The 25,935-nt window shown below is 65.9% G+C and carries 29 protein-coding genes; 13 read left to right on the plus strand and 16 right to left on the minus strand.

The genetic code is table 11. The annotated features are described in order from the left end of the window. Positions 1-195 precede the first annotated feature (195 nt). Positions 196-1,254 (plus strand): ATP-dependent DNA ligase, encoded by a 1,059-nt coding sequence (locus ACLHIH_RS05315; RefSeq protein ID WP_411315654.1) that lies wholly within the window; start codon positions 196-198, stop codon positions 1,252-1,254. A 55-nt stretch (positions 1,255-1,309) separates the two neighbouring features. Here the strand turns inward: ACLHIH_RS05315 and ligD are convergent, their stop codons facing one another. Further along, positions 1,310-2,329: a non-homologous end-joining DNA ligase gene (gene ligD / locus ACLHIH_RS05320; protein ID WP_411315655.1), complete on the minus strand. Its 1,020-nt coding sequence runs from the start codon at positions 2,327-2,329 to the stop codon at positions 1,310-1,312. Positions 2,330-2,446: 117 nt separating this feature from the next. Here ligD and ACLHIH_RS05325 point away from each other — a divergent pair, with 117 nt between their 5' ends. From ACLHIH_RS05325 to ACLHIH_RS05340, 4 genes are all read left to right on the plus strand, one after another. Beyond that, positions 2,447-2,839, plus strand: a complete 393-nt coding sequence (locus ACLHIH_RS05325) for a hypothetical protein (protein ID WP_411315656.1) — start codon at positions 2,447-2,449, stop codon at positions 2,837-2,839. 37 nt (positions 2,840-2,876) lie between these two features. Beyond that, positions 2,877-3,008 (plus strand): hypothetical protein, encoded by a 132-nt coding sequence (locus ACLHIH_RS05330; RefSeq protein ID WP_411315657.1) that lies wholly within the window; start codon positions 2,877-2,879, stop codon positions 3,006-3,008. Positions 3,009-3,061: 53 nt separating this feature from the next. After that, a complete protein-coding gene (locus ACLHIH_RS05335) occupies positions 3,062-3,619 on the plus strand; it encodes a hypothetical protein (RefSeq protein ID WP_411315658.1) in 558 nt (185 codons plus the stop codon). 177 nt (positions 3,620-3,796) lie between these two features. Next, entirely contained in the window at positions 3,797-5,398 is a 1,602-nt protein-coding gene (locus ACLHIH_RS05340) for a MinD/ParA family protein (RefSeq protein ID WP_411315659.1), read from the plus strand. A gap of 42 nt (positions 5,399-5,440) precedes the next feature. Here ACLHIH_RS05340 and ACLHIH_RS05345 read toward each other — a convergent pair whose 3' ends face one another. Both ACLHIH_RS05345 and ACLHIH_RS05350 read right to left on the minus strand, forming a co-directional pair. After that, on the minus strand, positions 5,441-6,232 hold the full coding sequence (locus ACLHIH_RS05345) for an alpha/beta fold hydrolase (protein WP_411315660.1): 792 nt from the start codon (positions 6,230-6,232) through the stop codon (positions 5,441-5,443). After that, positions 6,229-7,608, minus strand: coding sequence for a DUF2254 domain-containing protein (locus tag ACLHIH_RS05350; RefSeq protein ID WP_411315661.1), 1,380 nt, complete (start codon positions 7,606-7,608; stop codon positions 6,229-6,231). Before ACLHIH_RS05350 ends, ACLHIH_RS05345 begins: the two co-directional genes overlap by 4 nt. Positions 7,609-7,705: 97 nt before the next feature. Here ACLHIH_RS05350 and ACLHIH_RS05355 point away from each other — a divergent pair, with 97 nt between their 5' ends. Beyond that, positions 7,706-9,502, plus strand: coding sequence for a DEAD/DEAH box helicase (locus ACLHIH_RS05355; protein WP_411315662.1), 1,797 nt, complete (start codon positions 7,706-7,708; stop codon positions 9,500-9,502). Positions 9,503-9,843: 341 nt separating this feature from the next. Here the strand turns inward: ACLHIH_RS05355 and ACLHIH_RS05360 are convergent, their stop codons facing one another. Then, complete coding sequence (locus ACLHIH_RS05360; RefSeq protein WP_411315663.1) at positions 9,844-10,341, minus strand: hypothetical protein; 498 nt, start codon at positions 10,339-10,341, stop codon at positions 9,844-9,846. 210 nt (positions 10,342-10,551) lie between these two features. On the opposite strand from ACLHIH_RS05360, the gene ACLHIH_RS05365 reads away from it, so the two are divergent. Together ACLHIH_RS05365 and ACLHIH_RS05370 are read left to right on the plus strand one after the other, a co-directional pair. Beyond that, positions 10,552-10,704 (plus strand): hypothetical protein, encoded by a 153-nt coding sequence (locus tag ACLHIH_RS05365; RefSeq protein WP_411315664.1) that lies wholly within the window; start codon positions 10,552-10,554, stop codon positions 10,702-10,704. Between the two features lie 162 nt (positions 10,705-10,866). Further along, a complete protein-coding gene (locus tag ACLHIH_RS05370) occupies positions 10,867-11,190 on the plus strand; it encodes a hypothetical protein (protein WP_411315665.1) in 324 nt (107 codons plus the stop codon). A 620-nt stretch (positions 11,191-11,810) separates the two neighbouring features. Here the strand turns inward: ACLHIH_RS05370 and ACLHIH_RS05375 are convergent. Together ACLHIH_RS05375 and ACLHIH_RS05380 are read right to left on the minus strand one after the other, a co-directional pair. Further along, positions 11,811-12,020 (minus strand): hypothetical protein, encoded by a 210-nt coding sequence (locus ACLHIH_RS05375; protein WP_411315666.1) that lies wholly within the window; start codon positions 12,018-12,020, stop codon positions 11,811-11,813. A gap of 790 nt (positions 12,021-12,810) precedes the next feature. Further along, entirely contained in the window at positions 12,811-13,506 is a 696-nt protein-coding gene (locus ACLHIH_RS05380) for an HAD family hydrolase (RefSeq protein WP_411315667.1), read from the minus strand. Between the two features lie 106 nt (positions 13,507-13,612). Here ACLHIH_RS05380 and ACLHIH_RS05385 point away from each other — a divergent pair, with 106 nt between their 5' ends. Next, complete coding sequence (locus tag ACLHIH_RS05385) at positions 13,613-14,371, plus strand: hypothetical protein (RefSeq protein ID WP_411315668.1); 759 nt, start codon at positions 13,613-13,615, stop codon at positions 14,369-14,371. Between the two features lie 369 nt (positions 14,372-14,740). Here the strand turns inward: ACLHIH_RS05385 and ACLHIH_RS05390 are convergent, their stop codons facing one another. After that, entirely contained in the window at positions 14,741-15,601 is an 861-nt protein-coding gene (locus tag ACLHIH_RS05390; protein WP_411315669.1) for an enoyl-CoA hydratase/isomerase family protein, read from the minus strand. Between the two features lie 68 nt (positions 15,602-15,669). Here ACLHIH_RS05390 and ACLHIH_RS05395 point away from each other — a divergent pair, with 68 nt between their 5' ends. The 3 genes from ACLHIH_RS05395 to ACLHIH_RS05405 all read left to right on the plus strand — a co-directional run bounded on the left by ACLHIH_RS05395 (position 15,670) and on the right by ACLHIH_RS05405 (position 18,226). After that, entirely contained in the window at positions 15,670-16,224 is a 555-nt protein-coding gene (locus tag ACLHIH_RS05395) for a TetR/AcrR family transcriptional regulator (protein ID WP_411315670.1), read from the plus strand. Between the two features lie 206 nt (positions 16,225-16,430). Then, the gene (locus ACLHIH_RS05400) at positions 16,431-16,664 is read left to right on the plus strand and encodes a hypothetical protein (RefSeq protein WP_411315671.1); all 234 of its coding nucleotides are present in this window, start codon (positions 16,431-16,433) and stop codon (positions 16,662-16,664) included. A 953-nt stretch (positions 16,665-17,617) separates the two neighbouring features. Then, positions 17,618-18,226: a S41 family peptidase gene (locus ACLHIH_RS05405; protein ID WP_411315672.1), complete on the plus strand. Its 609-nt coding sequence runs from the start codon at positions 17,618-17,620 to the stop codon at positions 18,224-18,226. Positions 18,227-18,324: 98 nt separating this feature from the next. On the opposite strand, the gene ACLHIH_RS05410 is transcribed toward ACLHIH_RS05405, so the two are convergent. The 3 genes from ACLHIH_RS05410 to ACLHIH_RS05420 form a co-directional block, all read right to left on the minus strand. Beyond that, on the minus strand, positions 18,325-18,711 hold the full coding sequence (locus ACLHIH_RS05410; RefSeq protein WP_411315673.1) for a hypothetical protein: 387 nt from the start codon (positions 18,709-18,711) through the stop codon (positions 18,325-18,327). A gap of 379 nt (positions 18,712-19,090) precedes the next feature. After that, a complete protein-coding gene (locus ACLHIH_RS05415; RefSeq protein ID WP_411315674.1) occupies positions 19,091-19,285 on the minus strand; it encodes a hypothetical protein in 195 nt (64 codons plus the stop codon). A gap of 457 nt (positions 19,286-19,742) precedes the next feature. Beyond that, positions 19,743-20,027: a hypothetical protein gene (locus ACLHIH_RS05420; protein ID WP_411315675.1), complete on the minus strand. Its 285-nt coding sequence runs from the start codon at positions 20,025-20,027 to the stop codon at positions 19,743-19,745. Between the two features lie 304 nt (positions 20,028-20,331). Here ACLHIH_RS05420 and ACLHIH_RS05425 point away from each other — a divergent pair, with 304 nt between their 5' ends. Beyond that, positions 20,332-21,003 carry an HAD family hydrolase gene (locus ACLHIH_RS05425; protein ID WP_411315676.1) on the plus strand — a complete coding sequence of 224 codons (672 nt, stop codon included), beginning with the start codon at positions 20,332-20,334 and terminating at the stop codon, positions 21,001-21,003. A gap of 24 nt (positions 21,004-21,027) precedes the next feature. On the opposite strand, the gene ACLHIH_RS05430 is transcribed toward ACLHIH_RS05425, so the two are convergent. The 6 genes from ACLHIH_RS05430 to ACLHIH_RS05455 form a co-directional block, all read right to left on the minus strand. Then, positions 21,028-21,735 carry a spermidine synthase gene (locus ACLHIH_RS05430; RefSeq protein WP_411315677.1) on the minus strand — a complete coding sequence of 236 codons (708 nt, stop codon included), beginning with the start codon at positions 21,733-21,735 and terminating at the stop codon, positions 21,028-21,030. A 67-nt stretch (positions 21,736-21,802) separates the two neighbouring features. Then, positions 21,803-22,816 carry a PHP domain-containing protein gene (locus ACLHIH_RS05435; protein WP_411315678.1) on the minus strand — a complete coding sequence of 338 codons (1,014 nt, stop codon included), beginning with the start codon at positions 22,814-22,816 and terminating at the stop codon, positions 21,803-21,805. Positions 22,817-22,820: 4 nt separating this feature from the next. Next, entirely contained in the window at positions 22,821-23,426 is a 606-nt protein-coding gene (locus ACLHIH_RS05440) for a DUF4395 domain-containing protein (protein ID WP_411315679.1), read from the minus strand. After that, entirely contained in the window at positions 23,410-23,871 is a 462-nt protein-coding gene (locus ACLHIH_RS05445) for a thioredoxin family protein (RefSeq protein WP_411315680.1), read from the minus strand. Before ACLHIH_RS05445 ends, ACLHIH_RS05440 begins: the two co-directional genes overlap by 17 nt. Positions 23,872-23,937: 66 nt before the next feature. Further along, positions 23,938-24,798 carry an SDR family NAD(P)-dependent oxidoreductase gene (locus tag ACLHIH_RS05450; RefSeq protein ID WP_411315681.1) on the minus strand — a complete coding sequence of 287 codons (861 nt, stop codon included), beginning with the start codon at positions 24,796-24,798 and terminating at the stop codon, positions 23,938-23,940. 286 nt (positions 24,799-25,084) lie between these two features. Then, a complete protein-coding gene (locus ACLHIH_RS05455; RefSeq protein WP_411316324.1) occupies positions 25,085-25,858 on the minus strand; it encodes a hypothetical protein in 774 nt (257 codons plus the stop codon). Positions 25,859-25,935 lie beyond the last annotated feature (77 nt).

The following is a 25,935-nucleotide window of genomic DNA, read 5'->3' on the forward strand; positions in this document are numbered from 1 at the left end:
CAGTGGTGGCGTCGTTCGCGACGCGGCCGCACGCGCTGATGGGGCGCACGGCTCCCAGGGCTCAACCAGCCTCACCGAGGGGTATTCCCTCCTCGGAGGATTCGCAGCGACCCCGCGGCCCCCTCCCGCGCCTATCGTGGTCTCACGCCGCGGCGGGTCGCGTCACGGCGTGTATCGACATCGAGCGGAGACCCCATGACCGTCATCCCCCCGGTGGAGCTGCCTGTCGCCCCCATGCTCGCGAAGGGCGTCTCGACCGTTCCCGCCGCCCAGAGCGTCGAGGGCGGCCTCGTCTTCGAGCCCAAGTGGGACGGTTTCCGCGCGATCGTGAGATTCGACGGCACGTCGGTCGAGATCGGCAGCCGCGGATCCAAGCCCCTCACGCGCTACTTCCCCGAGCTGACCGCCGCGCTCGCGTCGACCCTCCCCTCACCGTGCGTGCTCGACGGCGAGATCATCGTGCGCTCCGGGGCCGCGGGGGCCGAGCGTCTCGATTGGGAGGCGCTCTCGGCCCGCATCCACCCCTCCGAGAGCCGCGTGCGCACTCTCGCGGCCGAGACCCCCGCGAGCTTCATCGCGTTCGATGCGCTCGCGATCGACCGGGATTCGCTGCTCGACGCCCCGTTCGCCGAGCGCCGCGCTCGACTCGAGACGTTCGCCGAGGGCATCCCCGCGCCGTTCCACCTCACGACGACGACGACCGATTCGTCGGTCGCCGAACGGTGGCTCACCGAGTTCGAGGGCGCGGGGCTCGACGGGGTGATCGCGAAGCCGGCCGCGGCGCCGTACTCCCCGGGCAAGCGCGTGATGCTCAAGATCAAGCACCATCGCACGGCGGATGTCGTCGTCATCGGCTATCGGCTGCACAAGAGCGGAGCGGGCGTCGGTTCTCTTCTGCTCGGGCTCTACGACGACGACGACGTGTTGCGGCAGGTCGGTGGTGCCTCGGCGTTCACCGCGGCCCGCCGCCTCGAACTCGTCGACGAGCTCGAGCCCCTCGTGACGCGCGACGCCGACGGCACCGCGGTGCGCGGCTCCGGCGAGCGCAGTCGCTTCTCGTCGGGCAAAGACGTCTCGTTCGTCGAACTCGACCCGTCGATGGTCGTCGAGGTGCGCTACGACCAGATGGAGGGCTCGCGGTTCAGGCACACCGTGCAGTTCGAGCGGTCCCGCCCCGATCGCGACGCCCGGTCGTGCACCTTCGAGCAGCTCGAGGTTCCGACCGCCTACGACCTCGACCGCGTTCTCTCGTGAGCCCGCGGCGCCCGACCTCGCACGCCCAGCGCTCGCGGGCTCAGCCCTCGCGCGCTCAGCCTTTGCGGGCCCGGCTCGGTTGCACGCGCGGGGGCTCTCCGGGCATCTTCGGGTAGTCGGGAGGGAACGGCAGCTCGCCGAGGCCGTCGCGCACGTCGCGCTCCCACCACTCGAGCAGGGTGTCGAGGGAACCCGGCGTCTCGTGGAGCGACGCCCACGGGTCTCCCGTCGCGGCGAGGCGATCCGGCACCGTCTCGATCGTGAACGAGGTCGGATCGACGCTCTCGAGCTCGTCCCACGTGACCGGGCACGACACCGGTGCGTGGGCGAGCGCCCGCGGACTGTACGCCCCCGCCATCGTGCGGTCACGGTTGGCCTGGTTGTAGTCCACGAACACGGTCTCGCCGCGCTCCTCTTTCCACCACGAGGTCGTCACCGCCTCCGGCATCCGTCGCTCGAGCTCCCGAGCCGCCGCGATGACCGCGTGCCTCACCTCGAGAAACTCCCGAACGGGGTCGATGGGGGCGAACACGTGCAGACCGCGGTTGCCCGAGGTCTTGACGAACGCCGTGAGCCCGGCCTCCTCGAGCACCGATCGCAATTCGATGGCTGCGGGGATGGCGTCGTCGAAGTCGGTGCCGGGCTGAGGGTCGAGGTCGATGCGCAGTTCGTCCGGCTCGTCGGGGCGCTCGGCGCGCGACGCCCACGGGTGGAACACGATCGTGTTCATCTGGGCTGCCCACACGGCGGCGGCGGGTTCGTCGATGACGAGTTGCGGATGCGAGCGACCGCTCGGATAGGTCACCGGCACGGCCCGCACGAACTCGGGGGCACCCTTCGGCGGGTTCTTGGAGAAGAACTGCTCGCCGTCGATTCCGCTCGAGAATCTCTGGAGCGAGATCGGACGATCACTGTTGGCCGCGACGAATGCGTCGCCGACCGCCACGAGATAACGGGCCAGATCGAGCTTGGTGATCCCGAGCTCCGGCCACAGCACCCGGGAGGGACTCGAGATCCGCATCTCCCGGTCGCCGTGCTCCGAGGGAACGGTGAGCGTCGTCGCTTCGCTGGCCATGGGGCCACGCTACGCCGAGCCGACGGGCAGCGCGACGCTGTCAAGTCCCTTCACTTCACCGCGCCGACGCAGTTGTCTGGGGTAGACACTCGAGTACCGACACGGAAGGAGCCCGCCATGGGCCGAGCAGCAGCATTCATGATGGGCGTCATCCTCGGGAGCCACGGGGCGGTGGGACTCTTCGTCCACGACACCCACCTCCTCGGCATCTTCAACGTCGATCCCTTCGCCGACGCGACCTATCTGATCCTCGCGGCGATGCTCCTCTGGGTCGGTCTCACCGACAGCTCGACGCTCGCCCTCCGCGCCGTCCACGGGATCACCGCGGTGGCGCTCATCGGACTCGGCCTCCTCGGCCTCATCGACGACACGGTCTTCGGACTGCTGCCGACGGGGCTCACCCTCATGGACTTCTTCGTCTTCTTCGCGCTCGGCGCCGTGAGCGTCGTCTCCGCGCTCCTCCCCCGCGTGAGCGAACCGCTGCTCAACAGCGGTGTTCCCCTCAACTGATCTCCCTCCCCGATCCACCCCCCGCGAAAGGCACGGCATGACCACGACAGGCCCGCAAGACAACCCGCAGAACCACGACAGGGTCGACGCCCCCGGTGTCGACAAGCCGTCGCAAGCGGAGGGTGACGAGGGCGACTTCGACACGACCGCCGCCGACGCGACCGACTGATCCGCTCCACCCCACCAGCACCCTCACGCACCACAATCTCCCCTGGAGTCCCCATGTCTCAGCGCAACACCGTCATCCGCTCGCTCCACGACCTCGGCCTCGCCGCCTGGTTCGGTGGCAACCTGATGGGTGCTGTCGGTCTCAACGGCGCGACAGCCACGGCGAAGGACCCTCAGGAGCGTCTCGAACTCTCGTCGTACGGATGGGTGCGCTGGGCCCCGGTGCAAGCGGTCGCCCTCGCCGCTCACGCCGTCGGCGGCATCGGTCTCATCATCGCGAACAAGTCGCGCCTCGGGGTGCAGTCCGAGGGCCGCACCAACACCGTGGTCAAGCTCGTTCTCACCTTCGCCGCCGTCGGGTCGACGGTGTACTCCGGGGTCCTCGGCATCAAGATGGCCGATCGCGCGGATGAGGGAGCAGCGGGGGTGACCGAACCGAAGGCGGGAGCATCCGACTCCCTCGCGTCGGCTCAGCGTCAGCAGAAGATCCTGCAGTGGGTGACCCCCGTGCTCACGGGTGTGCTCATTGTTCTCGCGGCTCAGCAGGGCGAACAGCAGCGCCCGTTCGCGGGCCTCCTGCACCGGAGCGTCTCGAGGCTCACGCACCGCTGAGCCCCCGGATCGGCGGGCCAGCGGACCGCTCAGCTCGCGTGAGCGCCGCTGTCGTCGGCCCCGGTGGTTCGCTAAACCCGCCGATCCGGTATTCAATTGTTCTCGAACCGTTCTCGCGACTACCCCGCGAGTGGCGCGCCCGAGCGTCATCGGCTCGATGAAGAGAAGAGACGACAGATGCATCCGACATCCGACCAGCCCGTGGTCATCGCGACATTCGACGACGCCGGGGCGACACTCGAGATCGACGGCGTGCCCTCCGAGATCACGGGCGGCAGCCAAGAGGATGCGCGGCGCGAGGTGCTGCGCCGCACCGTCGACGTCGCCGCGTCCGCCCAGCGCGACGTGCTGCTCGTCACGACCGACAGCGACGGCCGGTGGGAGGTCACGGTGTCTCCCGAGGGCGACATCTCGGAGCACGCTCAAGACTCGGATTCCGCTCCCGAAACGGGCGAGATCGACACCGCCGTGCGGTTTCTGCCGTTCGTGACCGACACCGTCCCGCCGATGCCCGCCCCCGCCGTGCCGCCGACCGAACGCGAGGACGACGGCGGCGACGACGACCGATTCGGGCGGGACTCGGAGCAGGATCCGGATGCTGCGGTCCCGCACCGGTCGACGTTCACCGAGGTCATCTCGGCACCACCCATCGCGGCGCCCGTTCCCTCCCCTGTCACGGCGCCGTCCCCCGTCGCGGCACCCACGGCGTCGTCCACGGCGTCACCCACATCATCCGTCTCTCTCGTTCCCGAGCCCGAGCCGACTGTTCCCTCCGCGCCGGCCAGCCTCGCTACGCCTGCCGCCCCTGCCGCCCCTGCCGCAGGATCATCGGCCGACGCGGGAACGATCCCGACGCTCGCGGATTTCCAGGCCAGCCAGCCGGCGCCCGTCGCGGGTCCCGCGCAACAGGGCTGGCAGAGCACCGTTCGCCGACTGTCGTTCGGGTCGATCGCCCCGCGTCCCGGCGCCAAAGAGATGCAGCACCGGCACGCGATCTCGGCGGTGACGCGGAGCCTCGACGGCCCGCGCACGATCTGCGTCATCAACCCCAAGGGCGGCGCGCACAAGACGACCGCGGCGATGCTCATCGCGTCGACATTCGGTGTGCACCGCGGCGGTTACACGCTCGCCTGGGACAACAACGAGACGCGCGGAACCCTCGGGTGGCGGGCGCAGCGCGCGAGTCACACCAACACCGCGGTCAACCTGCTGCGCGACCTCGACCGGTTCAGCGACCCCGTCGCGGGGCGTGTCGGCGACCTCGACAACTACGTGCGCTCGCAGGCCGACGCCCAGTTCGACGTGCTCGCGAGTGACGAAGACGCCGCGGCGTCGTCGATGATCGACGCCGAAGCCTTCTCGCGACTGCACCAGACCCTGCAGAGGTTCTACCGCATCATCGTCGTCGACACGGGCAACAACATGAGGGCCTCGAACTGGGAGGCCGCGGTCGACGCCGCCGATCAGCTCGTGATCGTCTCGGCGATGCGCGAAGACACCGCGGGCGGTGCCGCATGGATGGTCGAGGGCCTCGCCCAGAAGGGCCACGAAGACAAACTTCGCTCGGCCGTGACCGTTCTGTCGTCACCCGAGAAGACCGTCGACGCCCACTTGCGGTCGCGCTTGCACGACCACTTCGGCGGGCTCACGCGCGCCGTCGTGGAGGTTCCGCACGACGCGTCGCTCGTGAGCGGCGGCCCCATCGTCATCGACGCCCTCGCGCCGGCGACACGGGAGGCGTGGCTCCACGCGACCGCGACGATCGCCGACTCCCTCTAGCCGGACAGCGCGCGCCAGTCGACGCGCGCCCGTCGACGCGCGCTAGTCGACGCGCCCCGTCGACCGCAGGATGAAGCGTGCCGCCTCGGCCGGTTGATCCCAGTGGGGGTAGTGACCGCAGCGCGCGAAGCCGTGGAACGACGCCGACGGAAACCGCTCGAGAGCGACGGATGCCTGGCTCGGAAGCGTCACGCGATCGAAGCGCCCCCACCCGATCGCGACGCGACCCGGCGTCGTCGACGCGCCGAGCTGTTCGGGACCGGAGACGAGGGCGTCGAGAGCCTCGTCGAGGCTCGTGGCGCGCGCGAAATCCCGCAGTTCGGTGAGCACGAGGTCGGGGTCGAGCCTCCACGCGTGCGAACTGAACTGGAAGAGCAGGAGCGAGCGCGCGATCGCCGAGCGGCTGAGCCACGGCAGCGGGGTCTGGATGGCGCGCACGAGCGCGACGGAGGCGCGCACCGTCGCGGCGAAGGCGACCCGCTGCCCGGCCGACCAGAAGCCGCCGGGATCGAGCGCCACGACGTCTCCCCGGTGTCCGCGGCGGGCGAGCTCGAGCACCATGCGGGCGCCCATCGAGCTGCCGACGACATCCGCATCGTCGAGCCCCTCCTCGGTGAGGAATCGCTGCAACGCGTCGGTGAGGGTCGCGATCGTGACGGGGCCCGCGAGCGGAGCGCTCGCACCGAAGCCGGGGAGGTCGAGCGTCACGACCTCGCGATGGGCGGCGAGAGCACCGAGCACGGGAGCCCAGTTGGCCGACGACGATCCGAGGCCGTGCACGAGCACGAGGGGCGCCCCCGAACCGGTGCGAGTGGAGTGCACGGCGGCGCTCACGGGCGCGACCTCGGGGTCTCTGCCACGGTCCAGTCCCCGGCGATGGCGACCGTCACGTCGTCGCACCGCGCCACGAGCGACCGTTTCTCCTCGGCGCTGAGGACGGAGTCGACGATCTGAGCGCGAACGAGGCCGAGCTGCCGGGAGATGTCCTCCGAATACGTGCCCGACCGGTCACGCCAGCCGACCTCGCGCAGCAACCGGATCACGCGTTCCGCCGTGCGGGGGTCGCTCATGGCGTAGGCGTTCAGTTGCCGCATCGCCTGGTCGAGCAGGTCGTCGAAGGTCGGGAAAGCCACGACGACCCTCACGCGATCGTCGTCGTCGAGGAGGGTCTTCGCCCCCGTCGGGCGCTCGACGATCGAGACGAGGAGGCTCGAGACGTGCCCGATCGCGTGCACGGCGGTCGTCGGGTCGTTGATGCCCGGCGACAGTGCCCGGCTCGCGACGTCGAGCAGCTGCTGCAAGCCGAACCCCACGTCTTGTGTCGAGGTGCGCTCGAACCCCGTGGTGATGGCGTCGGCGAGTGCTCGACGCGCTCGGTCGACGCGATCACGGTCGATCTCGCGCCCGTCGAGTGCGATGACGCGGCCGAACGGCACCCCCGTGACGAGCGAATCGCCGGGAACCGCGTCGACGACGATCACGGCGTCGACGTCGACGGCCGCAGCGAGCACGGCCCTCGTGTCGATACTGAGGAGGAAGCCCGACGTGTCCGCCTCGAGGAGGGACCACGATCGAGCGTCGGATCCTGGCCCCGCGTGCACCTCGAGGCGTCGAGTGGTGCCATCGGGGTCGTCGGGGAAGACGCGCTCGACGGTCTTCGTCGACTCCGAGTGCACGTCTTTGAGCATGGTCTCCACACGGATCTGTTTCGCGAGATGGGCGAGGAAGCCCACGAGTGTGATGACGCTCGCGATCGCCAGGAGGAAGGCGAGCGACACGGAGATGCGAGGCACGAGTCCCGACTGATCCTCCGTGTCGACCCGGATGCTGCGCAAGACCGTGAGCGAGAACGTGAAGGTCGCGAGGAACAGGGCCAGGGTGTTGTGCACGACCCGATCGCGACTGAACGTGCGCAGCAGACGGGGCGAGAACTGACTGCTCGCGAGCTGAAGCGTGACCACGGTCAGCGAGAACGTGAGCGCGGTCACCGTGATGAGCGAGCCCGCGATCGTCTCCATGACGGATTTGGCGGCATCCGATCCCCCGTCGAACAGGATGCTCTTCCACTGCGGCGAGAGGTCCTGGTCGACGAGACTGTCGACGTACGGAAGAGCCAGGCCGAGCCCGAAGGCGACGACGACCGCCGCGAGGGGAACGGGCCAGAGCTGGGTCCGCATCGAATCGCTCACGGTCGAGGCGCTGGTTCGCATCTCTGAACGATAGTCGGATGCTTTCGCAGGGCGGCATGACGCACCCCCGACCTGCTTTCGCATCCACCGCGCGCCGCTACCCACTACCGTTGAGACAATGACGAACGCCGACTCCACCCCCGCCGCCGAGACCGCCCCCACCGAGAGCGGTTTGCCCGCGGATGCCGTGGCGACGTTCGCCGACCTGGGCCTGAGCGACGCGGTGCTCAAGGCGATCCGTGACATCGGCTACGAGACCCCCTCGGCGATCCAGGCGGCGACCATTCCGCCCCTCCTCGCCGGGCGCGACGTCGTCGGTCTCGCGCAGACCGGAACAGGAAAGACCGCGGCGTTCGCCCTGCCGATCCTGTCGCGACTCGACGTGAGCCAGAAGACCCCGCAAGCGCTCGTGCTCTCCCCCACTCGCGAACTCGCGCTGCAGGTGTGCGAGGCGTTCGAGCAGTACGCGGCCCACCTCAAGGGTGTGCACGTGCTCCCCGTCTACGGCGGCCAGGCATACGGGGTGCAGCTCTCGGCGCTGCGCCGCGGTGTGCACGTCGTCGTCGGCACCCCCGGCCGCATCATGGACCACCTCGCGAAGGGCACCCTCGACCTCTCCGAGCTCAAGTACCTCGTGCTCGACGAGGCCGACGAGATGCTCAAGATGGGCTTCGCCGAAGACGTCGAGACGATCCTCGCCGACACCCCCGACGACAAGCAGGTTGCCCTCTTCTCCGCGACGATGCCCCCGCAGATCCGTCGCATCTCGAAGAAGTACCTCGACGACGCCGAAGAGATCACGGTCAAGAGCAAGACCACGACCTCGGCGAACACCACCCAGCGCTACCTCATGGTGTCGTACCCGCAGAAGGTCGACGCCCTCACGCGCATCCTCGAGGTCGAGAACTTCGAGGGCATGATCGTCTTCGTTCGCACCAAGAGCGAGACCGAGACGCTCGCCGAGAAGCTGAGGGCGCGCGGCTACGCGGCCGCCGCGATCAGCGGAGACGTCGTGCAAGCGCAGCGTGAGCGCACGGTCGGTCAGCTGAAGAGCGGCAAGCTCGACATCCTGGTGGCCACGGATGTCGCGGCGCGTGGTCTCGACGTCGACCGCATCAGCCACGTCGTCAACTACGACATCCCCATCGACACCGAGTCCTATGTGCACCGCATCGGCCGCACCGGCCGCGCGGGTCGCAGCGGTGCCGCGATCAGCTTCGTTACCCCGCGCGAGCGTCGCCTGCTCGGCGCCATCGAGAAGGCCACGCGTCAGCCGCTGACCCAGATGCAGTTGCCCTCGGTCGACGACGTCAACGTCACGCGCCTCACGCGCTTCGACGACGCGATCACCGCGGCCCTCGACCAGCAGAGCCGCATTGCGGCGTTCCGCGACATCATCGCCCACTACGTCGAGCACCACGATGTTCCCGAAGCGGATGTCGCGGCGGCCCTCGCCGTCGTCGCCCAGGGCGAGACCCCCCTCCTGCTGTCGGCGGAAGATGAGCGCAAGCAGCGATTCGATCGCGACGACCGCGGTTCGCGCGACGATCGGGGCTCAAGCGATTCGCGGCCCGACCGCGGCGAGCGGGCCGAACGCCGCCCGCGCTCGACGAAACCCATGTCGGCGTACCGCATCGAGGTCGGCCGCCGCCAGCGCGTCGAACCACGCCAGATCGTCGGAGCCCTCGCCAACGAGGGTGGCTTGAGCCGCGACGACTTCGGAGCCATCCAGATCCGCCCCGATTTCTCGATCGTCGAACTCTCGGCCGACATCTCGGGCGACGTGCTCGCGAAGCTCAGTGACACCCGAATCAGCGGCAAGCTCATCGAGATCCGCCCCGACCGACGCGGGGTGAGCCGGTCGAACGACCGAGATGATCGCGGGGGCGACCGGGCTCGCAAGCCGCGCTACTGATCGGGAGCGCGACGCACCCCACGTCGGCACGCCGCAAGCTGCGCCCGGGTGGCCACGTCGGCGCCGTCACGTGAGGGGTAGCCGTCGGCTTTTCTCTGATTGAAGGAGCCCCGTCGACCGTTGGTCGGCGGAGCAATCTCGATGCGGTCGGGAGTCGCTACTGTGGTGCTCCAGCTGCACGGCGCCACTGGAGCAGTCCGCGAATCATCGAAATTATTGGACCCTGGAAGGGCTTGTCATTCACAGAATTGAGAACGGACCTCTCATCGCGCCACAGATGAGGCTACGCGAACCATTCACGCGTGCAATTGGCGGAACGCCGAGACTGAGTCTCTATGTGGCTAGAACGAGAAACGGGAAGCGGGATCCGACAAGGCGAATACCGCATAGCCGTACGTGCACGCGAAAGTGACGGCCACCAAAGCGATAGCAGGAAGCGGAAGCCAGTAGGCGAGCTTGCCCTCCCGGACTCGAGCAAGGCCCCACGGCAGTACCACGATCGCCAGGATGATCCCGACAAACAATGTGATGCCCTCAACTGGACCAGGGTCAAGGCAGTCCCACTCGCCGCCGTACGAAGTGCACCCGTACAAACGCGTCAGGACGACGTCTACAACAATTCCGAACGCGGCAAAGCTACAAAAGAGCTGCAGGATATAGAGCACTAAGAAGACAGCTAAGTCGCGGTCGCTCCGTTTGGCGGTGATTGTCTCTTCCGGTCCGGTCATTTTGCGCACCTCACGTGTTGTAAAACTGTCGAAAATGCGCGATCGCCTGATTTTGACCAGCTTTGTTCGCATACTTGCCGTGTGTGTCTCGGCACCCTTGAGAGCGAGCAAGTCGTCTCGGTGGACTAGTAATAATATGAGCTTGCTCGCGGTGCGATGGGTATCGTGACGGACGCTCGACATTCCTTCGACAGTGACGGTCGGTCGCAGGTGCCACTCCGGGTCAAGCTCTGGCGCTTCAGAAAGTGACGAGAGGGAGACAAGCTTGTGTTCACATCTGGCCTGATTTTGTGTGCAATCGGTGGCCTGACCTTCATGGCTATGGTCTTCTGGTTCACAGAGCAGAAGAAGCGCACCGGTAAAGAATTCCCGGACCGCAAGGGCGTGCCGTTCTCGATCACCGTCGGCGCCTGGCTTATCTTCGCTGCAGGCGGGGTCATGGCGGGAATAGCCAACGGAGAGATCCCTACTTAGGCCACGACTCGTCTGCATGGAGCCAGTGGGGCCACGCCAACCTGACCCGATCGAGACGGTTGGTGGCGTCTCGGTAAGGGATCCCCTGACGGACACCCATGTAGTCGGCATATCGCTCCGGTCGCTAGTAGCGTGGCCGGATCGGGGACGGAGCCTCGAGGGATGGATGTCATCGTGGATGAAAAGAAGCAGCCCGAGAACCCGCTTGTCGGGGGTCCCCGTTTCAAGCACGACTGGTTCATCGACATGTCCCGTGGGCCGACGGGTGTTCGGGATGATCCCGGCGTGGCAGTAATCGCCGCGCGCATCCACCCCTTTGTTGACAGCGTGACGCGGGTCAAAGAAGAAGGTGAAGAGCTAAGCCAACTGATCCGAGAAGCTGCGGCGAGGGGTGTTCATCGACACGTTCTCGCAGCGGACCTACTCCTGCGCCTCGAGGTAGTCGACAGGATTCTTGCTGGCGGGTCGTTCTTCGAAATACGTTGACGCGTTTCCAGGCCGTGTCCCAGTGTGAAGTGTGCGGGTCGTCGGAGATGCCCGTAAGCCATCCGCTTACAGGCAGCCGTTCTCGTGCGTAATGCTTTTTCAACCATTGACCCGAGCACCGCGCTTGGCGCCCGCGCGTAGAGACCGGTTGTGAAGCGCGATGACGATGAGCGGGGGAACGAACGCCAGTGGGGTGACGAGGAGAGCGATGGTTCCCCACGCGACTAGGCAGAAAGTCGCCCCGATAGCGATTGCAGCGATGGCCGTTAGCTGGGCCCGGGTGCTCGCCCAGGGCTTTCGGTAATTGCCGCTTCTCCACAGAGGGATGCTTCGATCGCCCGCGATTCGTGCCTCGATCAGTCCAGCTCGCGCCGCTAGCGCGAGCGCGACGATAATCACCCCAGCGATGGCCATGATGCGTCCTGCTTCTTCATCTTTTTCGAACGGATCAGTGTTCGTCTCCTATGTCGAGCAACCATAAGCGAGCCCGCCGGTCGAGTATCTCCGGGGTGAGCACGTTGGATCGGGCTGGCCGCGCGCGAACGAAATGCGGTTCGCGACCCATCAAGACGCCCGTTCCTTCGGGGATCGTTCGCCGGACGCCCTCGCGAGCGGGTTCTCTACGAACCAGAATTTTCTGACTTCCGGCGCTTGCGACGCCGACTAAAGAACTCGAAGACACCGAAGTAGATGATCGCCGTGATGACAAGCGCGATCCACAACGCGACCTCGATCAGCCCAACAAAGAAGCGAAGAAACGCACCGACACCGAGGAAGACGGCAATTCCCGCGACGGAGAACAACAGATACGACTTCACGTCCTCGTTCACTCGTCCCCCTGCTTGATTCGCTGCTGTTGGCGGTAACGCCGGAGGAGTACCAGCCCATAGGCCACACAAGCCAATCCACCCGGAGCCAGGAGGATGAACATCGTCGGGCGGTCGCCCAATGGAATTCGCTGAGTGAGTAACAGCCCCCACCACGCCACTCCGCTCATCAGGACCAGGATGCCGCTGGCAATCCACAACCGCGGACGCCACCTCGCTTCATACTCCTCATTGCTCTCGATCACTGTCTCTCCAGCTGGACTCGTGCCTGCTAGATAGGAACAAGCGAACCCACGGTAAGCCCAACTGTCTCGCAGAACACAGCCGGGCAAAGCGCCGTTCCCAAAGTTACGACATCGGTAGCAGAGACAGCCGTCTGCAGGCCACACGCGTCGTTGCGCCCGGGCAACTGCTTGTCTCCGTGAAGTCAAAGGGGCACACGCCGACTTCACCCGATCCAGATGATTGGTGGCGTCTCGATGAAGGATCCCTAGCGGGCCCTCCTTCAGGGTCCGGGCTGGCGTCGGTGTCTGCGCGCGACGACCAGGGCGAGCACCAGTGCAACTAAGCACGCGATCAGCCAGACAACACTGACTGCGAATGGCAGGTCCAGCCAGGCGATAAGGAAGAAACCGAGCGCGGCCACGAAAGACTTCACCATGAGCCTCGCATGCCCTCTGTGCCGAACCGCCCGTGGCTGAGATTGATCCGTCATGCGCGAACCATATCCCCAACTCACCGTGTCGCGCGGCTTCCGATTCCGAAGCTGCCGACGCGTCCACTTAGGGATCCGCTAGGGAACCGCCGACGGTCCAAGCTTGAGAGCTGCGAGAACAGCTTCGGTGACAGCGGCTGAACCGTTCGTGTAATGATCCACAAGCAGTGCGCGCATGCCTGCTGCCTCGGCTCCGGCGATATCGTGCGCCGCGTTGTCTCCGACGTACAGGCACTGAGACGGGCTTGCTCCTAGCCCGTCCGCCAAGATGCGAAACGCCCTCGCGTCGGGCTTCTGCACGCCAATGTTCTCGGACGCGCAGACCACGTCAAACGCGGCACCGAGACCCATGTTGGAGAGCTTGTCCCGCTGTTGTTCTTCATTCCCGTTTGTGAGTAAACCAATTCGATAGCCCGACGCGCGCAGGCTGGTTAGTAGCTGCTCGCTGCCAGGAAAGGCGCGCCACTCTTCCTTATAGGCGCCGAAGTACACCTCGAATAGCTCATCGAGCTTCGATTCCTCCGCTGGCGGGGTTACCCCCAGCACTGGCAACACCGTGCGGAGTCGCGCGCGGCGCTGCTCCTGGAAACTGATGCGTCCGGATCGCCAACGTTCGAATTGTTCATCCTCTGCCGCGAACCAAGCTTGTCGGGCGTCATCGGAAGGAACGACGTGGAGGGTCCGGAGGAACTGGTCGACCCCGGCTTCAGCTGAGCCCCGATGGTCGAACAGAGTGCCGTCGAGATCGAACCCGACCGCTCGAAAGGTGGCCACACATCATTTTAGATAGCGCCTGCGTCCGAGCATCGCGGCTCACGCCCTGCAGCGCGTGAGCCGCCGGTAACGGATCGACTAGACGTCGTCGCGTTAGAGTCGCGGAATGGGGACCCAGCCGATCCATCAGGAGAATAGATCGCTGGAGCGTGTCGTCAGGACTAGAACGCTGAACCGCAATGCAGCCATCGCGGAACGCGTCGGGTACACCGGAGCGGGATTCTTCGCTCTCCTGTTCGCCCTCGTCTGGGTGCCGTACTACCTCTTCAAATTCCCCACTCAGGACCTGTTTCCCTTGTGGCTACCGATCGTGCTCGTGGTGTGGGCGATTGCCCTTACGGCCGTAGTCTTCGGCGCAATCGGACTTCGCCGTGCGTCCGGACTGGCCAACGCTGGTCGGGGCAGTGCGATCCGCGGCATCTTCTCTGGCGGTGTCTTGCTCGTTCTTGCGCTGCCGGTTCTCTGGTTCGGTGGCGCGCCGGTGGACCTGTCCGGGCGCAACTCGGAGCAACCGGCAATGCTCGGTCCCGATGAATCCAGTACGGGGCCGTGTCTTTCTTATGAGCCCGTCGACGTCTTATCCCTGAACACTCCCACCCCACTCGGCTGCGAACCGCAGGGTACTGATCTCGTCTTCCCAGACGGAACCCGTTTGACCTTGCCGAGCTCCGACTTGGGCGCCGGGTCCCTCAGAACCAACGGGAATACGGGGAACAAATACGAGTATGTGAGTGTGGGCATCTACGGCCTCTATGCGAGCCAGAGTTCATCTGATTGCAGCGAGGTTCAAGAGTGGGGGTCCCCAGAAGCACGCGAGAGAGTGCACGAGGTACTTGGTCGCAATTACGCCTGCGAGGGAAATTAGACACGCCCGCTTGAATGGAACGAACCAGGTCGGCCGAAGGTGCACTGCCGCTCAGGGGGCATAGCTACGCGTCGCAGACAGCCAGAATCGATCAGTTTCGGCTGAGCGAGAAGCGTTGGAGGTATTCGACACCTTTGCACCAAGCGTCGACGCGGGGCGAGGCTTTTTTGCAGAGAGGGCACCCTTGCGGGCAATTTCCTCGGGCGGGGTAAACGGGCATCGCAGTAACGACGGGGCCGGCGTCCCGGTTGCTACCCATGGGTGCACGATGGCCGACCGGCCATCGTGCTTATCGCGAGCGACCCGCGCTGGCGGTTGCGGCGAGACGGCCGCGGGTGACCGAAAAGGCTATTCCGGTCACCCGATGGTCTACTCGGCGTCGGGCCAGGGAATGCTGCGGAGGGTACCCTCGAGATCGATTTCGCCGATGGGCTGCTGTCCGCCGTGGGCCATCAGTACCCGGACTCGCTCCACAACTGAAGGCGGCGACGGGTAGACCTTGCTGTGGGCCTTGGCCTCTTCACGAAGGTCGGGAACGGGGCCGCTGGCTTCCGCGGCGTCGAAGGCCTCCTTGGCTGCCGCGGCCACACCCGCAGGAAGGGCGGCGATTCGACGGGCGACAGTGGATACCCACGCGTCCAGGAACTGTGCCGGGATCTCTCGGTTGATCCATCCGTATCGCTCGGCGGTGGCGCTGTCGTACAGCTCACCGCTGAGGGCGATTTCTAGACCGCGGGCTCGGCCGACGAGACGGTTGAGGTACTGCGTGCCACCACCGCCGGGAAAGATGCCCATCAGCGACTCTGGCTGAGAAAGCCAAGTCTCACCGGCCACAGCGAAACGCATGTCCGCCGTCATCGCGAGCTCCGCACCCCCGGCGCGCAAACGCCCGCGAAGCTTCGCGATCGTCACCTGGGGCAGGGTGCGTAGGCGCTCATGCAGCTGCTGCAGCGGGTTCAGGCCCGGGTCGCCGTCAGGGTCCGCGAGGGCCACCAGGCCGCTGGGGTCGAACATCCACCCGTTGTCCGCGTGGGCAGCGAAGAAGTCGGGGTTTGCGCTTTGGTAGACGATGACCTGCACTGATGAGTCGGTGGCCACGGTCCGGGCGAACTGGGTGAGGTCGCGGACCAATTTGGCATCCTCGACATTTACCGGCGGATTGTCCAAGGTCACGGTCGCGACCCCGCCATCCACGGCTACCCGGATCGCTTCAAAGTTCTCGTACGTCATCAAAACTCTTTCTGTAGTAGGGACTACAGAATGTATCAGCATTCTGTAGTGACTGCTAAACTAGGTCTATGACTGGCAGACCTCGACTCTTCGATCGTGACGTCGCGCTCGACGGCGCCATGCGTGAATTCTGGGCTGAGGGCTTCGACGGCGTGACGACCGCGAAACTCGCACAGAAGCTCGGCATCAACCAACCGAGCCTCTACGGAGCGTTCGGCAGCAAGACCGACCTCTTCGATGAAGCTGCCCAGCTCTACATCAGAGGCCTCGACGATGCGCTACGCGCTGACCTCGCGCACTCATCAATCCGGGAAGTCGCCGAGGCACTGTTCCGGTCGGCTGTCATCGGGTTCACCCGTGATGACGCCCCCCACGGCTGCCTGGTGATGCGCGAACCGAGACTCGCCGCACGCCGAGAACAGACCCGCGAGGCCATTCGACACCGCTTCAAAGCTGGAGCGGGCAGCAGCGAATTCGCGAGCGCCGCAGACGCCGAAGACATGGCCGAGTACGTGAACGGTGTTCTGGCAGGTCTCGCAGCGCGTGCTCTCGAAGGAGCTACCCGGAGCGAACTCGAATCCGTCGCGAGAGTCGCACTGAGCGCGGTCCCGCTTGATCGCTAGAAGCATCAAGCTTCCAGTCCCCTCACCGCCGACGGCATGCCTGCATCCACCTCGCAGCTCACTACGACGAGCGATCGATTAGCGCGCGTCAAGGCTTCACTACCTCGGGCCGCGACGGGGTCAGTCCGACGCCCGCTCAAGGATCCCCTATCGGTATGCAGACGTCAGCAAAAGCTTCACGGCCCGTTTGTTGGAAGGATAGAGCTGTGCATTCTTCCGCTTGGTCGTTCGTCTCGTGGGTGTTCTTCGTGCTGGCGGGCCTATTCGCTGTTGTGCCGTTGCTCATTGCGTTGTTGCTGCCTGAGTGGAGCGGCGCGCTGTGGGCCGTTCTTCTTGCCGGAGGGTGGGTGATAGCGGGGGCTGTCGCGCGATCGAGAGCCCAATTTGCTGATGTTTTGGCCCGCAATGCCCATTTTGACGGTTCGGCCGGCTCCGTCTAGCGACTGAGGATGTCGCTTGGCCACGAGTCGCTGTCGCACGTCTCATGCAGCCGTGCGCCCGATAGCCGACCGGCTATCGGGCCGCTGCTCGAAACCGAGGTAGCACGGTCTGGGCGGACTAAACGTGTGGCCGGACTTGTCGACGCGCGGGAACTGTTGTCCTCAGCTGGGTCAGATGGTAGGCAGGCTTCATGAGTAGGAACCAGATCGTTTTCTGGAAGGCTGTAATTCTTCTTTCACTGATCCTCGAAGTTGTCTTCTCTTCTCTTTGGCTACTCAGCGGAAACCCCAGGGGGGTACTGATCGGAATTGTCTTCTTGCTCTTCGGCGCTGGCCTAGCGGTCATTCTCCGTCGCGCGACCAAGACGGCTTCCGACCAATCGCGATCGTCTCGTTAGCCGTCGCTGCAGCTGCGGCGGCCGCAGGTAATGAACTGTTCGGTGGCGTCGTTGCAAAGGTCACCGTCCCGCTGAGCGATCGGCTTGGGGGCGCTGAAGCGGATGCGGATCGTGCCGACCTTCCCTGCAAGCTGGCGGTCGCGCGTACCAACCTAGGCTGGGCCCATGCCTCGCTTTCTCGGCAGCCGGCGGGAACCAGCGAAACCCGTTCGCCGTTTCACGCTCTCGAGTGTGACCGCATTGCTATTGGTGGCAGTAACCCTCCCCGGCTGCACCCCGCAACCACAGTCCGTTGCGGCTCAGGCATACGCCAACGAGGCCCTGCATTTCATTGACACGGGCCTCTTCGCCGAAGGTGAAGCGTGGGACACGGCACGCGCTGAGCTCGTCGCTGCGTCTCGCGAAGCGGACACAATTCAGCAGTTGCATCTCCCAATCCAGCGAGCGGTGGCGGTCGCGGGCGGATCGCACAGCCGTTTCATCCGACCGAGCGAAACGCCACAGCCACCTTCGGGTTTGGTGCCAGAGGCACGAGACCTCGGGGACGGAATAGCTGTGCTCACCCTCCCCGCGACGAGCGCACAAACCGACGACGAATACGCCGCCTACATCGACGCGGGTCACGCCGCCCAGGAAAGCCTTGGCCCGGAGGTCACATGCGGCTGGGTTCTGGATCTCCGAGGGAACACCGGCGGCAATATGTGGCCAATGCTGGCAGTCGCCACTCCCTTCATCGACACCTCGACGCCGATGAGTTTCGAACGCGTCGACGGAACCCTGCAGCAGGTGATTCTCGAGGATGACCGAGCCCTTCTCGACGGGTCGGTGATGGTCGCCTTCCAGCCGGCCGACCCCGTCCCGGTGGCCTCAATCGTCTTGTTGCACAACGAGACCACGGCCAGTTCCGGCGAAGCCATTGTCGCGACGTTCCTCGGACAGAACGACGTAACCACGATGGGTAGAGACACCGCTGGGTTATCGACGGGCAACGAATCCGAGTCACTCACCGACGGTGCGCAGATCATTCTGACCACCTCGACGTTCGTCGACCGGACGGGACTGCTTCTGGGAGGTTCGATAGCTCCAGACATCCAGTTGGCTGACACCGACGACGGTGTCCTGGAGGCACGTGACCTTCTCGATCAGAGTTGCGGCGCGGAGTAGGTCTGAGTATTTGACTCGGCGCTCACGAGCCGCGCACCCAGGGATCCGTCAGCGGGCACAGGCTTCCTCCCTTGCTCGGCGGCGGCGATCGCGTCGCGTCACAGAGACCGGTTCTGGATCGACCGCGGCCACTCTCCGAGCTCCGTCTTGATCTGGTCCGCCTCTTCGGGGTTAGAAACAAGTTCCTCGACAGGAGCACCAGATCCGGATGGATCGTAACCACCGACTCGCGCAAACATCGTCCGGGTCGGTGTTGCCGAGGGCTCCCCGCGGGACGATTGAATCTTGCAGTAGATGGCATATTGGTGCGGCAGCCGAGCGCGGGCCCATTCGTCCACCTCGCGATAATCCTTCGCGTCGAATACAGAGACCATCTCCACTTCGACATCACCGTCCTGCGTCAAGCGCCAGAACTCGATGCGATATTCCGGATTCTCAATGAGCTCGTTGTCTTCGGGCGGATAGGTGTGTTCTTCTATGTGCACGATTCAGTAGAGCACGCCGCCTGATAGCGGCTCATGCAACCGGGCACGATGACGAGACCGCGCCCGATAGCCGATCCCTAAGTGGACGCGTCGGCAGCTTCGGAATCGGAAGCCGCGCGACACGGTGAGTTGGGGATATGGTTCGCGCATGACGGATCAATCTCAGCCACGGGCGGTTCGGCACAGAGGGCATGCGAGGCTCATGGTGAAGTCTTTCGTGGCCGCGCTCGGTTTCTTCCTTATCGCCTGGCTGGACCTGCCATTCGCAGTCAGTGTTGTCTGGCTGATCGCGTGCTTAGTTGCACTGGTGCTCGCCCTGGTCGTCGCGCGCAGACACCGACGCCAGCCCGGACCCTGAAGGAGGGCCGCTAGGCATCCCTTATGAGGTGTAGATCCACGACCCGATCGAGGCAACAATGATGCCGATTGCGCCGCCAAGAAGCAGCATCGGAATCTGCGGTGATCGTTGGGTGTAATTGAAGCCCGTCGCGCGGCGAATGGCCACGATGCGCGCGATTGCTACTACCAAAAGGACGACGCCAACGATCAGGCCTGTTGTAGCAAAGGGGTTCATAGATCAATCTCAGTTTGTTGGGGTGTGTAGGGGTTCAGCCTCGCGTCGGCGCGTCCGACCCGCGAGTCCCCTTAGAGGTTAGGCAGCGGCAACGGGCCACTTGCTAGTAACGCTCGGGCCTGCTGGTCAGGTATCGCCACCTTATCCTTACGCGAGTTCGCCTCGTTCCTGCATCCCCGAACTGGTCAGCGGACTCATGCAGGGCGCGCGTGCTCGTAAGCAGGTCGGCCGTCGTGCAGCGTCCGAGACGCCGGGCCCGTCGTTACTGCAATGCCCGTATACCCCGTCCGGTGAAGTTGCCCGCAAGGGTGCCGTATCTGCAGCAAGCTTCGCCGCGCGCTGACCCTTGGCACGAAGGTGTCGAGAACCTCCAACAAACACGGGCTGCCCAGAACTGATCGTTTGCGGCCGGGTGCGCTCAGTCGTAGATCCGATCCCGGCCCGGGCGCCAGTCGGCTCAGATCCCCGTGTACTTGATAGAAGCAACGCCCTGCATCTCCCGCGCGAGGTGCTCGCTCAGCCGTTCCCCTTCGGCGCTCCACTCGGCATCCCGTTCATTTGACACCAACCACCCCTGATCCGGTCGAGCATGCTCGAGGTGATAGTCGGTCCACACGCGGAGCTTTCTTGTCAGGCTCGGCGAGAGTCTAAGAGATTGAGGGGTGACCATACCGATTTCCCAAAGTGGCCACTCGGCGTCGTAATCGCAGAACATTTCAATTGCGCGTACCTCTTTCTTCATCCACGCTCCGACGGTAGCGTCCCCACGTCGTTCTGGAGCGTGCGAATGAATTGCTCATCGGTCACTCAAACGATCGGTTCCGAGCAGTCCGCATCGCGACCGCCCTGGATCAGGCGGCTGTCCAGGCCCGCCATTCAGCGGTGCGTCGTGAACGACTCTGTAGAACGGATGCGAACCGTCGTCGCGCCCGCGCGGCGAGCACCCCTACTGTCAAGCGGTTTCGCGCGGCACACGGTCTCGTTAGCGTGAAGGGGTCGTCATCAGACGCCGTCCTCCCCCGAACGCACTGACAGATCGGTCACCCGTGTCTCCTTCAGCAGTCCTCTTCGACATCGACGGAACACTCGTCGACTCCAACTTCCTGCACATCGAGGCGTGGGCGCGAGCCTTCACCGACGTCGGGCTCACGGTGCCGGCTTGGCGCATCCAGCGCGCGATCGGCGCGGACTCGAGTGAGCTGCTGAGCCAGCTCGCGGGCGACGCGAGCGACGAGACCCACGACCGCGTCAAAGAGCTGCACACGAAGTACTACAAAGAGCTCGCACCGCGACTGTCGATGCTCGCCGGAGCGAAAGGCCTCGTCGCCGCTGTCGCCGGGCGCGGCGTGCGGGTTGTGCTCGCGACATCCGCTCCGCCCGAAGAACTCGAAGAGATCAACAAGGTCCTCGACCTCGACGACAACACCTACGCGATCACGAGCGGTGACGACGTCGAAACTGCGAAGCCCGAACCCGACATCATCGAGATCGCACTCGAGCGCGCCGGCGTCACGGCAGACGACGCCATCATGGTCGGCGATGCCGTGTGGGATGTTCGCGCGGCCACGAATGCGGGAGTGCGCACGATCGGCCTGCTCTCGGGAGGGAGCGGCGAGAAAGAGCTCTCGAGCGCCGGGGCGATCGCCGTCTACGACGACGCCGCCGACCTGCTCGCGAACATCGAGTCGAGCCCGATCGCGTCACTCGACCCCTCCTAGTCGGCGGGGCGCCGTGCGCCACGGTCAGCGGGCGACGTAGACCGAGTTGGTCGATTCTCCCCCGGTGAGGGCGTTGTCGAAGGCGACGACGTGAGTCTCGACGGTGTCGAACACCGCCTCGAGCACGGAGACGAAATCGGGGTGCGGAGGGTCGTCCGACCACAGGGCGAAAGCTCCACCCGGTCGGAGGTGCCGACGCAGACGGCGAACGCCCTCGACGGTGTAGAGGTCGGCGTGACTCGGGTGCAAGTGGTGGGTCGTGGAGTGGTCGATGTCGACGATGACCGCGTCGAACGTGCGCTCAACTACATCCGCTCGCATGAGGGCGAAGAAGTCGGCGACCTCGAGCGTCGTGCGAGGGTCGCCGACGAGTTCGGTCGACACCGGCAGCAGGAGTCGCTCGTGCCAGTCGACGACGACGTCGATCGCCTCGACGACCGTGAGACTGCGCACTCGCTCGTGCTCGAGCACCGCTCGAGCCGTGTAGCCGAGCCCGAGACCGCCTACGAGCACGTCGAGGCCGGGGCCGCCCTCGTGCGCGTCACCGACGACCGCGAGACCGAGGTGGGCGAGCTCGATCTCGGCGACCGTGAAGTGGCTCGACATGAGGTGCTCGTCACCGAGGATCACCTCGAAGACGTCTTTCTCGAGCACGGGGTCGAATCGTCGCCGCAGCGTCAGCTCACCCATCGGGGTCTGCTGCCAGTCGAGTTCGGCGAATCGTGCGCTCATCATGCCCCTGCTCTGTCGCCCGGATCGGCCCGACAACCCTACGGGAGTGGTGCCGCCGCTCGACGCGCTAACGCCGCGCCCAGTCGAGGAGGTCGTCGACGGGCCACGTCGTGATGATGCGGTCCGCGGGAACCCCCGCCCCCTGAGCCCGCTCGGCGCCGTAGGAGAGGAAGTCGAGCTGCCCTGGCGCATGGGCGTCGGTGTCGATACTGAAGAGACAGCCGGCGCCGAGCGCGAGCCTGATGAGGTCGTCGGGGGGATCCTGCCGCTCCGGCCTCGAGTTGATCTCGACCGCCACATCGTTCTCGGCGCACGCCGCGAACACGGCTTCGGCATCGAAGTCCGAGGGCGGTCTCGTGCCTCGAGAGCCCGACACGAGACGGCCCGTGCAGTGCCCGAGCACCGTCGTGTGAGGGTCACGGATGCCGCCGAGCATCCGTTCCGTCATCGTCGCCGAATCGGCGCGGAGCTTCGAGTGCACACTCGCGACGACGATATCGAGTCGGTCGAGCATCTCGTCGGACTGATCGAGGGTGCCGTCCTCGAGGATGTCGACCTCGATACCGGCGAGCAAGCGGAAGTCGTCGTGTCGGGCGTCGACGTCGGCGACGAGATCGAGTTGCTTCTCGAGCCGCTCGGCCGTGAGCCCGTTGGCGACGCGCAGCGACGGCGAGTGGTCGGTGAGGGCGAGGTAGTCGCGACCGAGAGATCTCGCCGTGTCGGCCATGAGGGCGACGGGCGACCCGCCGTCCGACCACTCGCTGTGGCTGTGCAGGTCGCCGCGCAGGGCCGCGAGGAGGTCGGCACCCCCGGAGACGAGGGGCGTCGCACCGCGCTCGCGGAGGTCGGCGAGGTAGTCGGGAACTCCACCCTCGACAGCCTGGCTCACGACCTCGAGTGTGCGGGAGCCGATGCCCTTCGTCTTCTGCAGGCTACCGTCGGCCACGCGACCCGCGAGCTCGTTCGCGGGGATCTCGGCGACGATCGCGGCAGCCGACCGGAAGGCCGAGACCTTGAACGAGGGCGCGAGTGCGCGCTCGAGCCAGAAGGCGATCTCGTTGAGCGCGGCGACGGCATCCATGTGGTCAGGCGCGACGGAGTCGACCGGAGTGACGCACCCGCTCGAGACCGAGATACATCATGCAGCCCAGGCACAGCCCGAACGCCGCGTTGAGGAACGCCGCGATGAAGGCCGCCCCGGCAGACACGGGCAGCGCGAGCGGGACGCCCGCGAGGTGCAGCACGACACCCGCGAGAGTGACGGCGAGGCCCACCCCCTGCGCGAAGGTCGGCGGCCGCGGGTCCTCCGTTGCCACAGGGGGTGCGAGGCGAGGACGCACGAGGGTGCGGAAGACGACGGCCCAGGGGTGTCTCTGGATGCCCGCGATCGCACCCCACGCGAAGAGCAGCGCGATGGCGGCGAGCACGACGAAACCCGGGTCGCTCGCTCGATCGCCGAGGGACGACGTCGCGACGGCCCATCCTTCTCCCCCGTCGCTCGAACGGGCTCCGCTGAGCCCGGTCAGGCCCAGGAAGAGGGCGACGAGAAGGAGCACCGACGTGATGACGGCGCCGAACCGCGGCCCGCGCGCGTCGATCGCACCTCCGTCACCGAGGGGGCCCGACGAACCGAGGCCCGACGAACCGGGCCCCGACGAACCGGAATCGGGTGCATCAGGATTGAACGACATCGGATGTCTCCCATCGGTCGAGTTCGGAGGTGACGGCGTCGCGCCGCAGCGCCCCGCCCATCCGCGAGATCGGCACCCCGGCGCTGTCGACGATGAAGACCGTGGGCGTCTGGAGGATGCGCAACCGTCGCGCGAGGTCGGGGCGATGGGTGAGGTCGACGTCGACGGTCGAGACCGACTCGCGGGAGCTCGCGATGTCGGCGAGCACGCGGCGTGCCGCCGGGCACTGGGCGCAGAATTCGGTCGAGTAGAGCACGAGGGTCGCGGTCGACCCACGGGGGTCGTCGGCGGAGAGGCCGAGCTCGGCGAAGCCGCCGGTCTTCGCCCCCGTCGGCCGAGCCGAGACCGCGTGCGCGCGTCCGCTCCGCGCGCGCGAGACGACGCCGATCACGACGGCGAGGGCGACGACCGCGAGCACCACGACGGCGCTCGTGAAGGGATCCATGCGCCGAGTTTAGGCAGCAGACGACTGAACGCGATCTGTTGTGACCTCGCGTGACGCCCGCGAGGGTCAGCCGACGCCCACCATCTCGGCGCTGCGATCCCACAGTCCGGCCACGAGGGCCTCGTCGTGCACCTGGGCATTCACCGACGTCGAGAGCGATTTCTCGTCGTAGTACATGCCGGGCAGCCAGGTCTCCCCAGGAGTGCCGTCGGCGAAGAACGTCAGATTGTCGCCGCCCTTCTCCGTCGTGATGAGGAAGAACCGCTTGAGCGGCGTGCGATACAGAAAGCGCATGAGGCTCGTCGTGTCCGAAGCGAAGTTCGTCGCGACGGTGCCCGGGTGGAAGGCGACAGACGAGACGCCGTCGTCGTGGAATCGCTCGTGCAGCCCGCGCGTGAACAGGATGTTCGCGAGCTTGGCGTCGCCGTATGCCTTGTTGGCGCTGTACTTCTTGTCGTTCGCGAGGTCGTCGAGGTCGATGCGCCCGAAGAGCGTGTTGGCGATGCTCGACGTGTTGATGACGCTCCCGCGGGCGCGGATGAGGTCGTCCATGAGCTCGTGGGTGAGCAGGAACGGCGCGAGGTGGTTGACCTGGAAGGTCTTCTCGTAGCCGTCCTCGGTGCGCTGACGGGTTCCGAAGATGCCTCCCGCGTTGTTCGCGAGCACGTCGAGCCCGGTGCCGCGGGAGTCGCTCGTCGCGAGGTGCTGCTTCACCTCGTCGGCGAGCCTCCGCACATCGGCGAGGCTCCCGAAATCGGCGATGAAGGGGGTCGCGCCCGTCTCGCGTGCGACAGCCTCAGTCTTCTCGCGCGACCGCCCGGCCACGAGCACTCGGTGTCCGCGCTCGGCGAGCTGTCGAGCGGATGCCGCGCCGATGCCGTCGGACGCCCCCGTGATGAGAATCGTCTTCGTGTGCTGTGTCGCCATGCTGCTGCTCCTGAATGAAGGGTGCCGCCCCGGTGTCGTGCTGCCCGACCGGAGGCCGAGCGAGGCGGGTCGAAGCCTAACCGGTGAGCTTTCGCCGCCGCTGTGACCGCATCGACGCGGTGTCGCGGTCGCGTCTGGTTGTTTCGAGTCGCCCCCGCAACCATGTGCGACCGCGATCGGCGATCGCAGCGCCCCGGCATCGACGAAGCCCCGTGGGCCACAGCGCTGCGGCGGCCCACGGGGCTCGACGGGTGATCGTCAGCCGATCCGGATCAGTCGACCCGGATCAGGCCTCGCTCATCGCGGTCTTCTCGGCCTGTCCCTTGGCGGCGTAGTACGCGGCGCGGGCAGCGATGCGACGAGCCTGCTCGGCCTGTCCCGCGTCGAGCTCGTCCTGCGGCACCTCGACGTTCGGCACGCGATTCACGCCGTTGTGCTGAGCGATGTAGGCGTCGAGCTCGGGGCCCGACTCCCACGACGTGATGAGGCAGTAGCGCGGGTCGGCGCCGAGGTGCGTCGCGGCGTGCCAGAGGCGCTGCGTGTCGATGATGAGCTGTGCACCGGCGGGCAGCGCGATGCGGTACTCGACGCTCGGGTCGGTGCGGTTCTCGCGCAGAACGAAGTAGCTCGTCTGGTCGTCGGTGAGGTTGAAGAACCCGCGCACGACCCAGCCGGTGCCGTCGGGGTTGAGACGGTTGTTGTCGTCCTGGTGCAGGTTGTAGAGGCAGTCCGCATAGGTGTTAGGCATCAGTTCGATGACGCGGCAGCGGCCCACGTTGGCTCCGGGCTCTTGCGCGCGGCGGGTGAGGTTGGGCGCCGCGGCGACCTGCGAGTCGATCCAGACACCGTCTTTGTCGGTGCGCGGGGGCTTGTGGTTCCAGAAGCCGTTGACCTCGATCTCGCCGAAGGCGCTCGCGAGCGGGGCGAAGCGGGTCTCACCCGACGACTTCCAGTCGACGTACTCGATGTCGAGCCATTCCTTGGGGTCGAGCTCCTGGTTGTACTGATCGAGAACGACGTAGCCGGTCTCTTCGAGTGCGGCAGATTTGATGTAACCCATGATCGAAGTCATGTCCTTTCGTCGAGGGCCAGCACGTTTTAACAGGCCCAACTTAGGCAAGCCTAACATCGAGCGGT

This window comes from Marisediminicola sp. LYQ134, assembly GCF_046599635.1.
In the GTDB taxonomy this organism is placed as follows: domain Bacteria; phylum Actinomycetota; class Actinomycetes; order Actinomycetales; family Microbacteriaceae; genus Marisediminicola.

What these genes read in the sequence shown, in the direction of transcription:
- ACLHIH_RS05325 (WP_411315656.1), top strand. Translation starts at nt 2,447, where the DNA reads ATGGGCCGAGCAGCAGCATTCATGATGGGCGTCATCCTCGGGAGCCAC.
- ACLHIH_RS05350 (WP_411315661.1), bottom strand. Translation starts at nt 7,608, where the DNA reads ATGCGAACCAGCGCCTCGACCGTGAGCGATTCGATGCGGACCCAGCTC.
- ACLHIH_RS05365 (WP_411315664.1), top strand. Translation starts at nt 10,552, where the DNA reads ATGGTCTTCTGGTTCACAGAGCAGAAGAAGCGCACCGGTAAAGAATTC.
- ACLHIH_RS05370 (WP_411315665.1), top strand. Translation starts at nt 10,867, where the DNA reads ATGGATGTCATCGTGGATGAAAAGAAGCAGCCCGAGAACCCGCTTGTC.
- ACLHIH_RS05420 (WP_411315675.1), bottom strand. Translation starts at nt 20,027, where the DNA reads ATGAAGAAAGAGGTACGCGCAATTGAAATGTTCTGCGATTACGACGCC.
- ACLHIH_RS05430 (WP_411315677.1), bottom strand. Translation starts at nt 21,735, where the DNA reads ATGAGCGCACGATTCGCCGAACTCGACTGGCAGCAGACCCCGATGGGT.
- ACLHIH_RS05440 (WP_411315679.1), bottom strand. Translation starts at nt 23,426, where the DNA reads ATGTCGTTCAATCCTGATGCACCCGATTCCGGTTCGTCGGGGCCCGGT.
- ACLHIH_RS05445 (WP_411315680.1), bottom strand. Translation starts at nt 23,871, where the DNA reads ATGGATCCCTTCACGAGCGCCGTCGTGGTGCTCGCGGTCGTCGCCCTC.
- ligD (WP_411315655.1), bottom strand. Translation starts at nt 2,329, where the DNA reads ATGGCCAGCGAAGCGACGACGCTCACCGTTCCCTCGGAGCACGGCGAC.
- ACLHIH_RS05455 (WP_411316324.1), bottom strand. Translation starts at nt 25,858, where the DNA reads ATGGGTTACATCAAATCTGCCGCACTCGAAGAGACCGGCTACGTCGTT.
- ACLHIH_RS05315 (WP_411315654.1), top strand. Translation starts at nt 196, where the DNA reads ATGACCGTCATCCCCCCGGTGGAGCTGCCTGTCGCCCCCATGCTCGCG.
- ACLHIH_RS05450 (WP_411315681.1), bottom strand. Translation starts at nt 24,798, where the DNA reads ATGGCGACACAGCACACGAAGACGATTCTCATCACGGGGGCGTCCGAC.
- ACLHIH_RS05395 (WP_411315670.1), top strand. Translation starts at nt 15,670, where the DNA reads ATGACTGGCAGACCTCGACTCTTCGATCGTGACGTCGCGCTCGACGGC.
- ACLHIH_RS05385 (WP_411315668.1), top strand. Translation starts at nt 13,613, where the DNA reads ATGGGGACCCAGCCGATCCATCAGGAGAATAGATCGCTGGAGCGTGTC.
- ACLHIH_RS05390 (WP_411315669.1), bottom strand. Translation starts at nt 15,601, where the DNA reads ATGACGTACGAGAACTTTGAAGCGATCCGGGTAGCCGTGGATGGCGGG.
- ACLHIH_RS05355 (WP_411315662.1), top strand. Translation starts at nt 7,706, where the DNA reads ATGACGAACGCCGACTCCACCCCCGCCGCCGAGACCGCCCCCACCGAG.
- ACLHIH_RS05435 (WP_411315678.1), bottom strand. Translation starts at nt 22,816, where the DNA reads ATGGATGCCGTCGCCGCGCTCAACGAGATCGCCTTCTGGCTCGAGCGC.
- ACLHIH_RS05340 (WP_411315659.1), top strand. Translation starts at nt 3,797, where the DNA reads ATGCATCCGACATCCGACCAGCCCGTGGTCATCGCGACATTCGACGAC.
- ACLHIH_RS05330 (WP_411315657.1), top strand. Translation starts at nt 2,877, where the DNA reads ATGACCACGACAGGCCCGCAAGACAACCCGCAGAACCACGACAGGGTC.
- ACLHIH_RS05415 (WP_411315674.1), bottom strand. Translation starts at nt 19,285, where the DNA reads ATGAACCCCTTTGCTACAACAGGCCTGATCGTTGGCGTCGTCCTTTTG.
- ACLHIH_RS05335 (WP_411315658.1), top strand. Translation starts at nt 3,062, where the DNA reads ATGTCTCAGCGCAACACCGTCATCCGCTCGCTCCACGACCTCGGCCTC.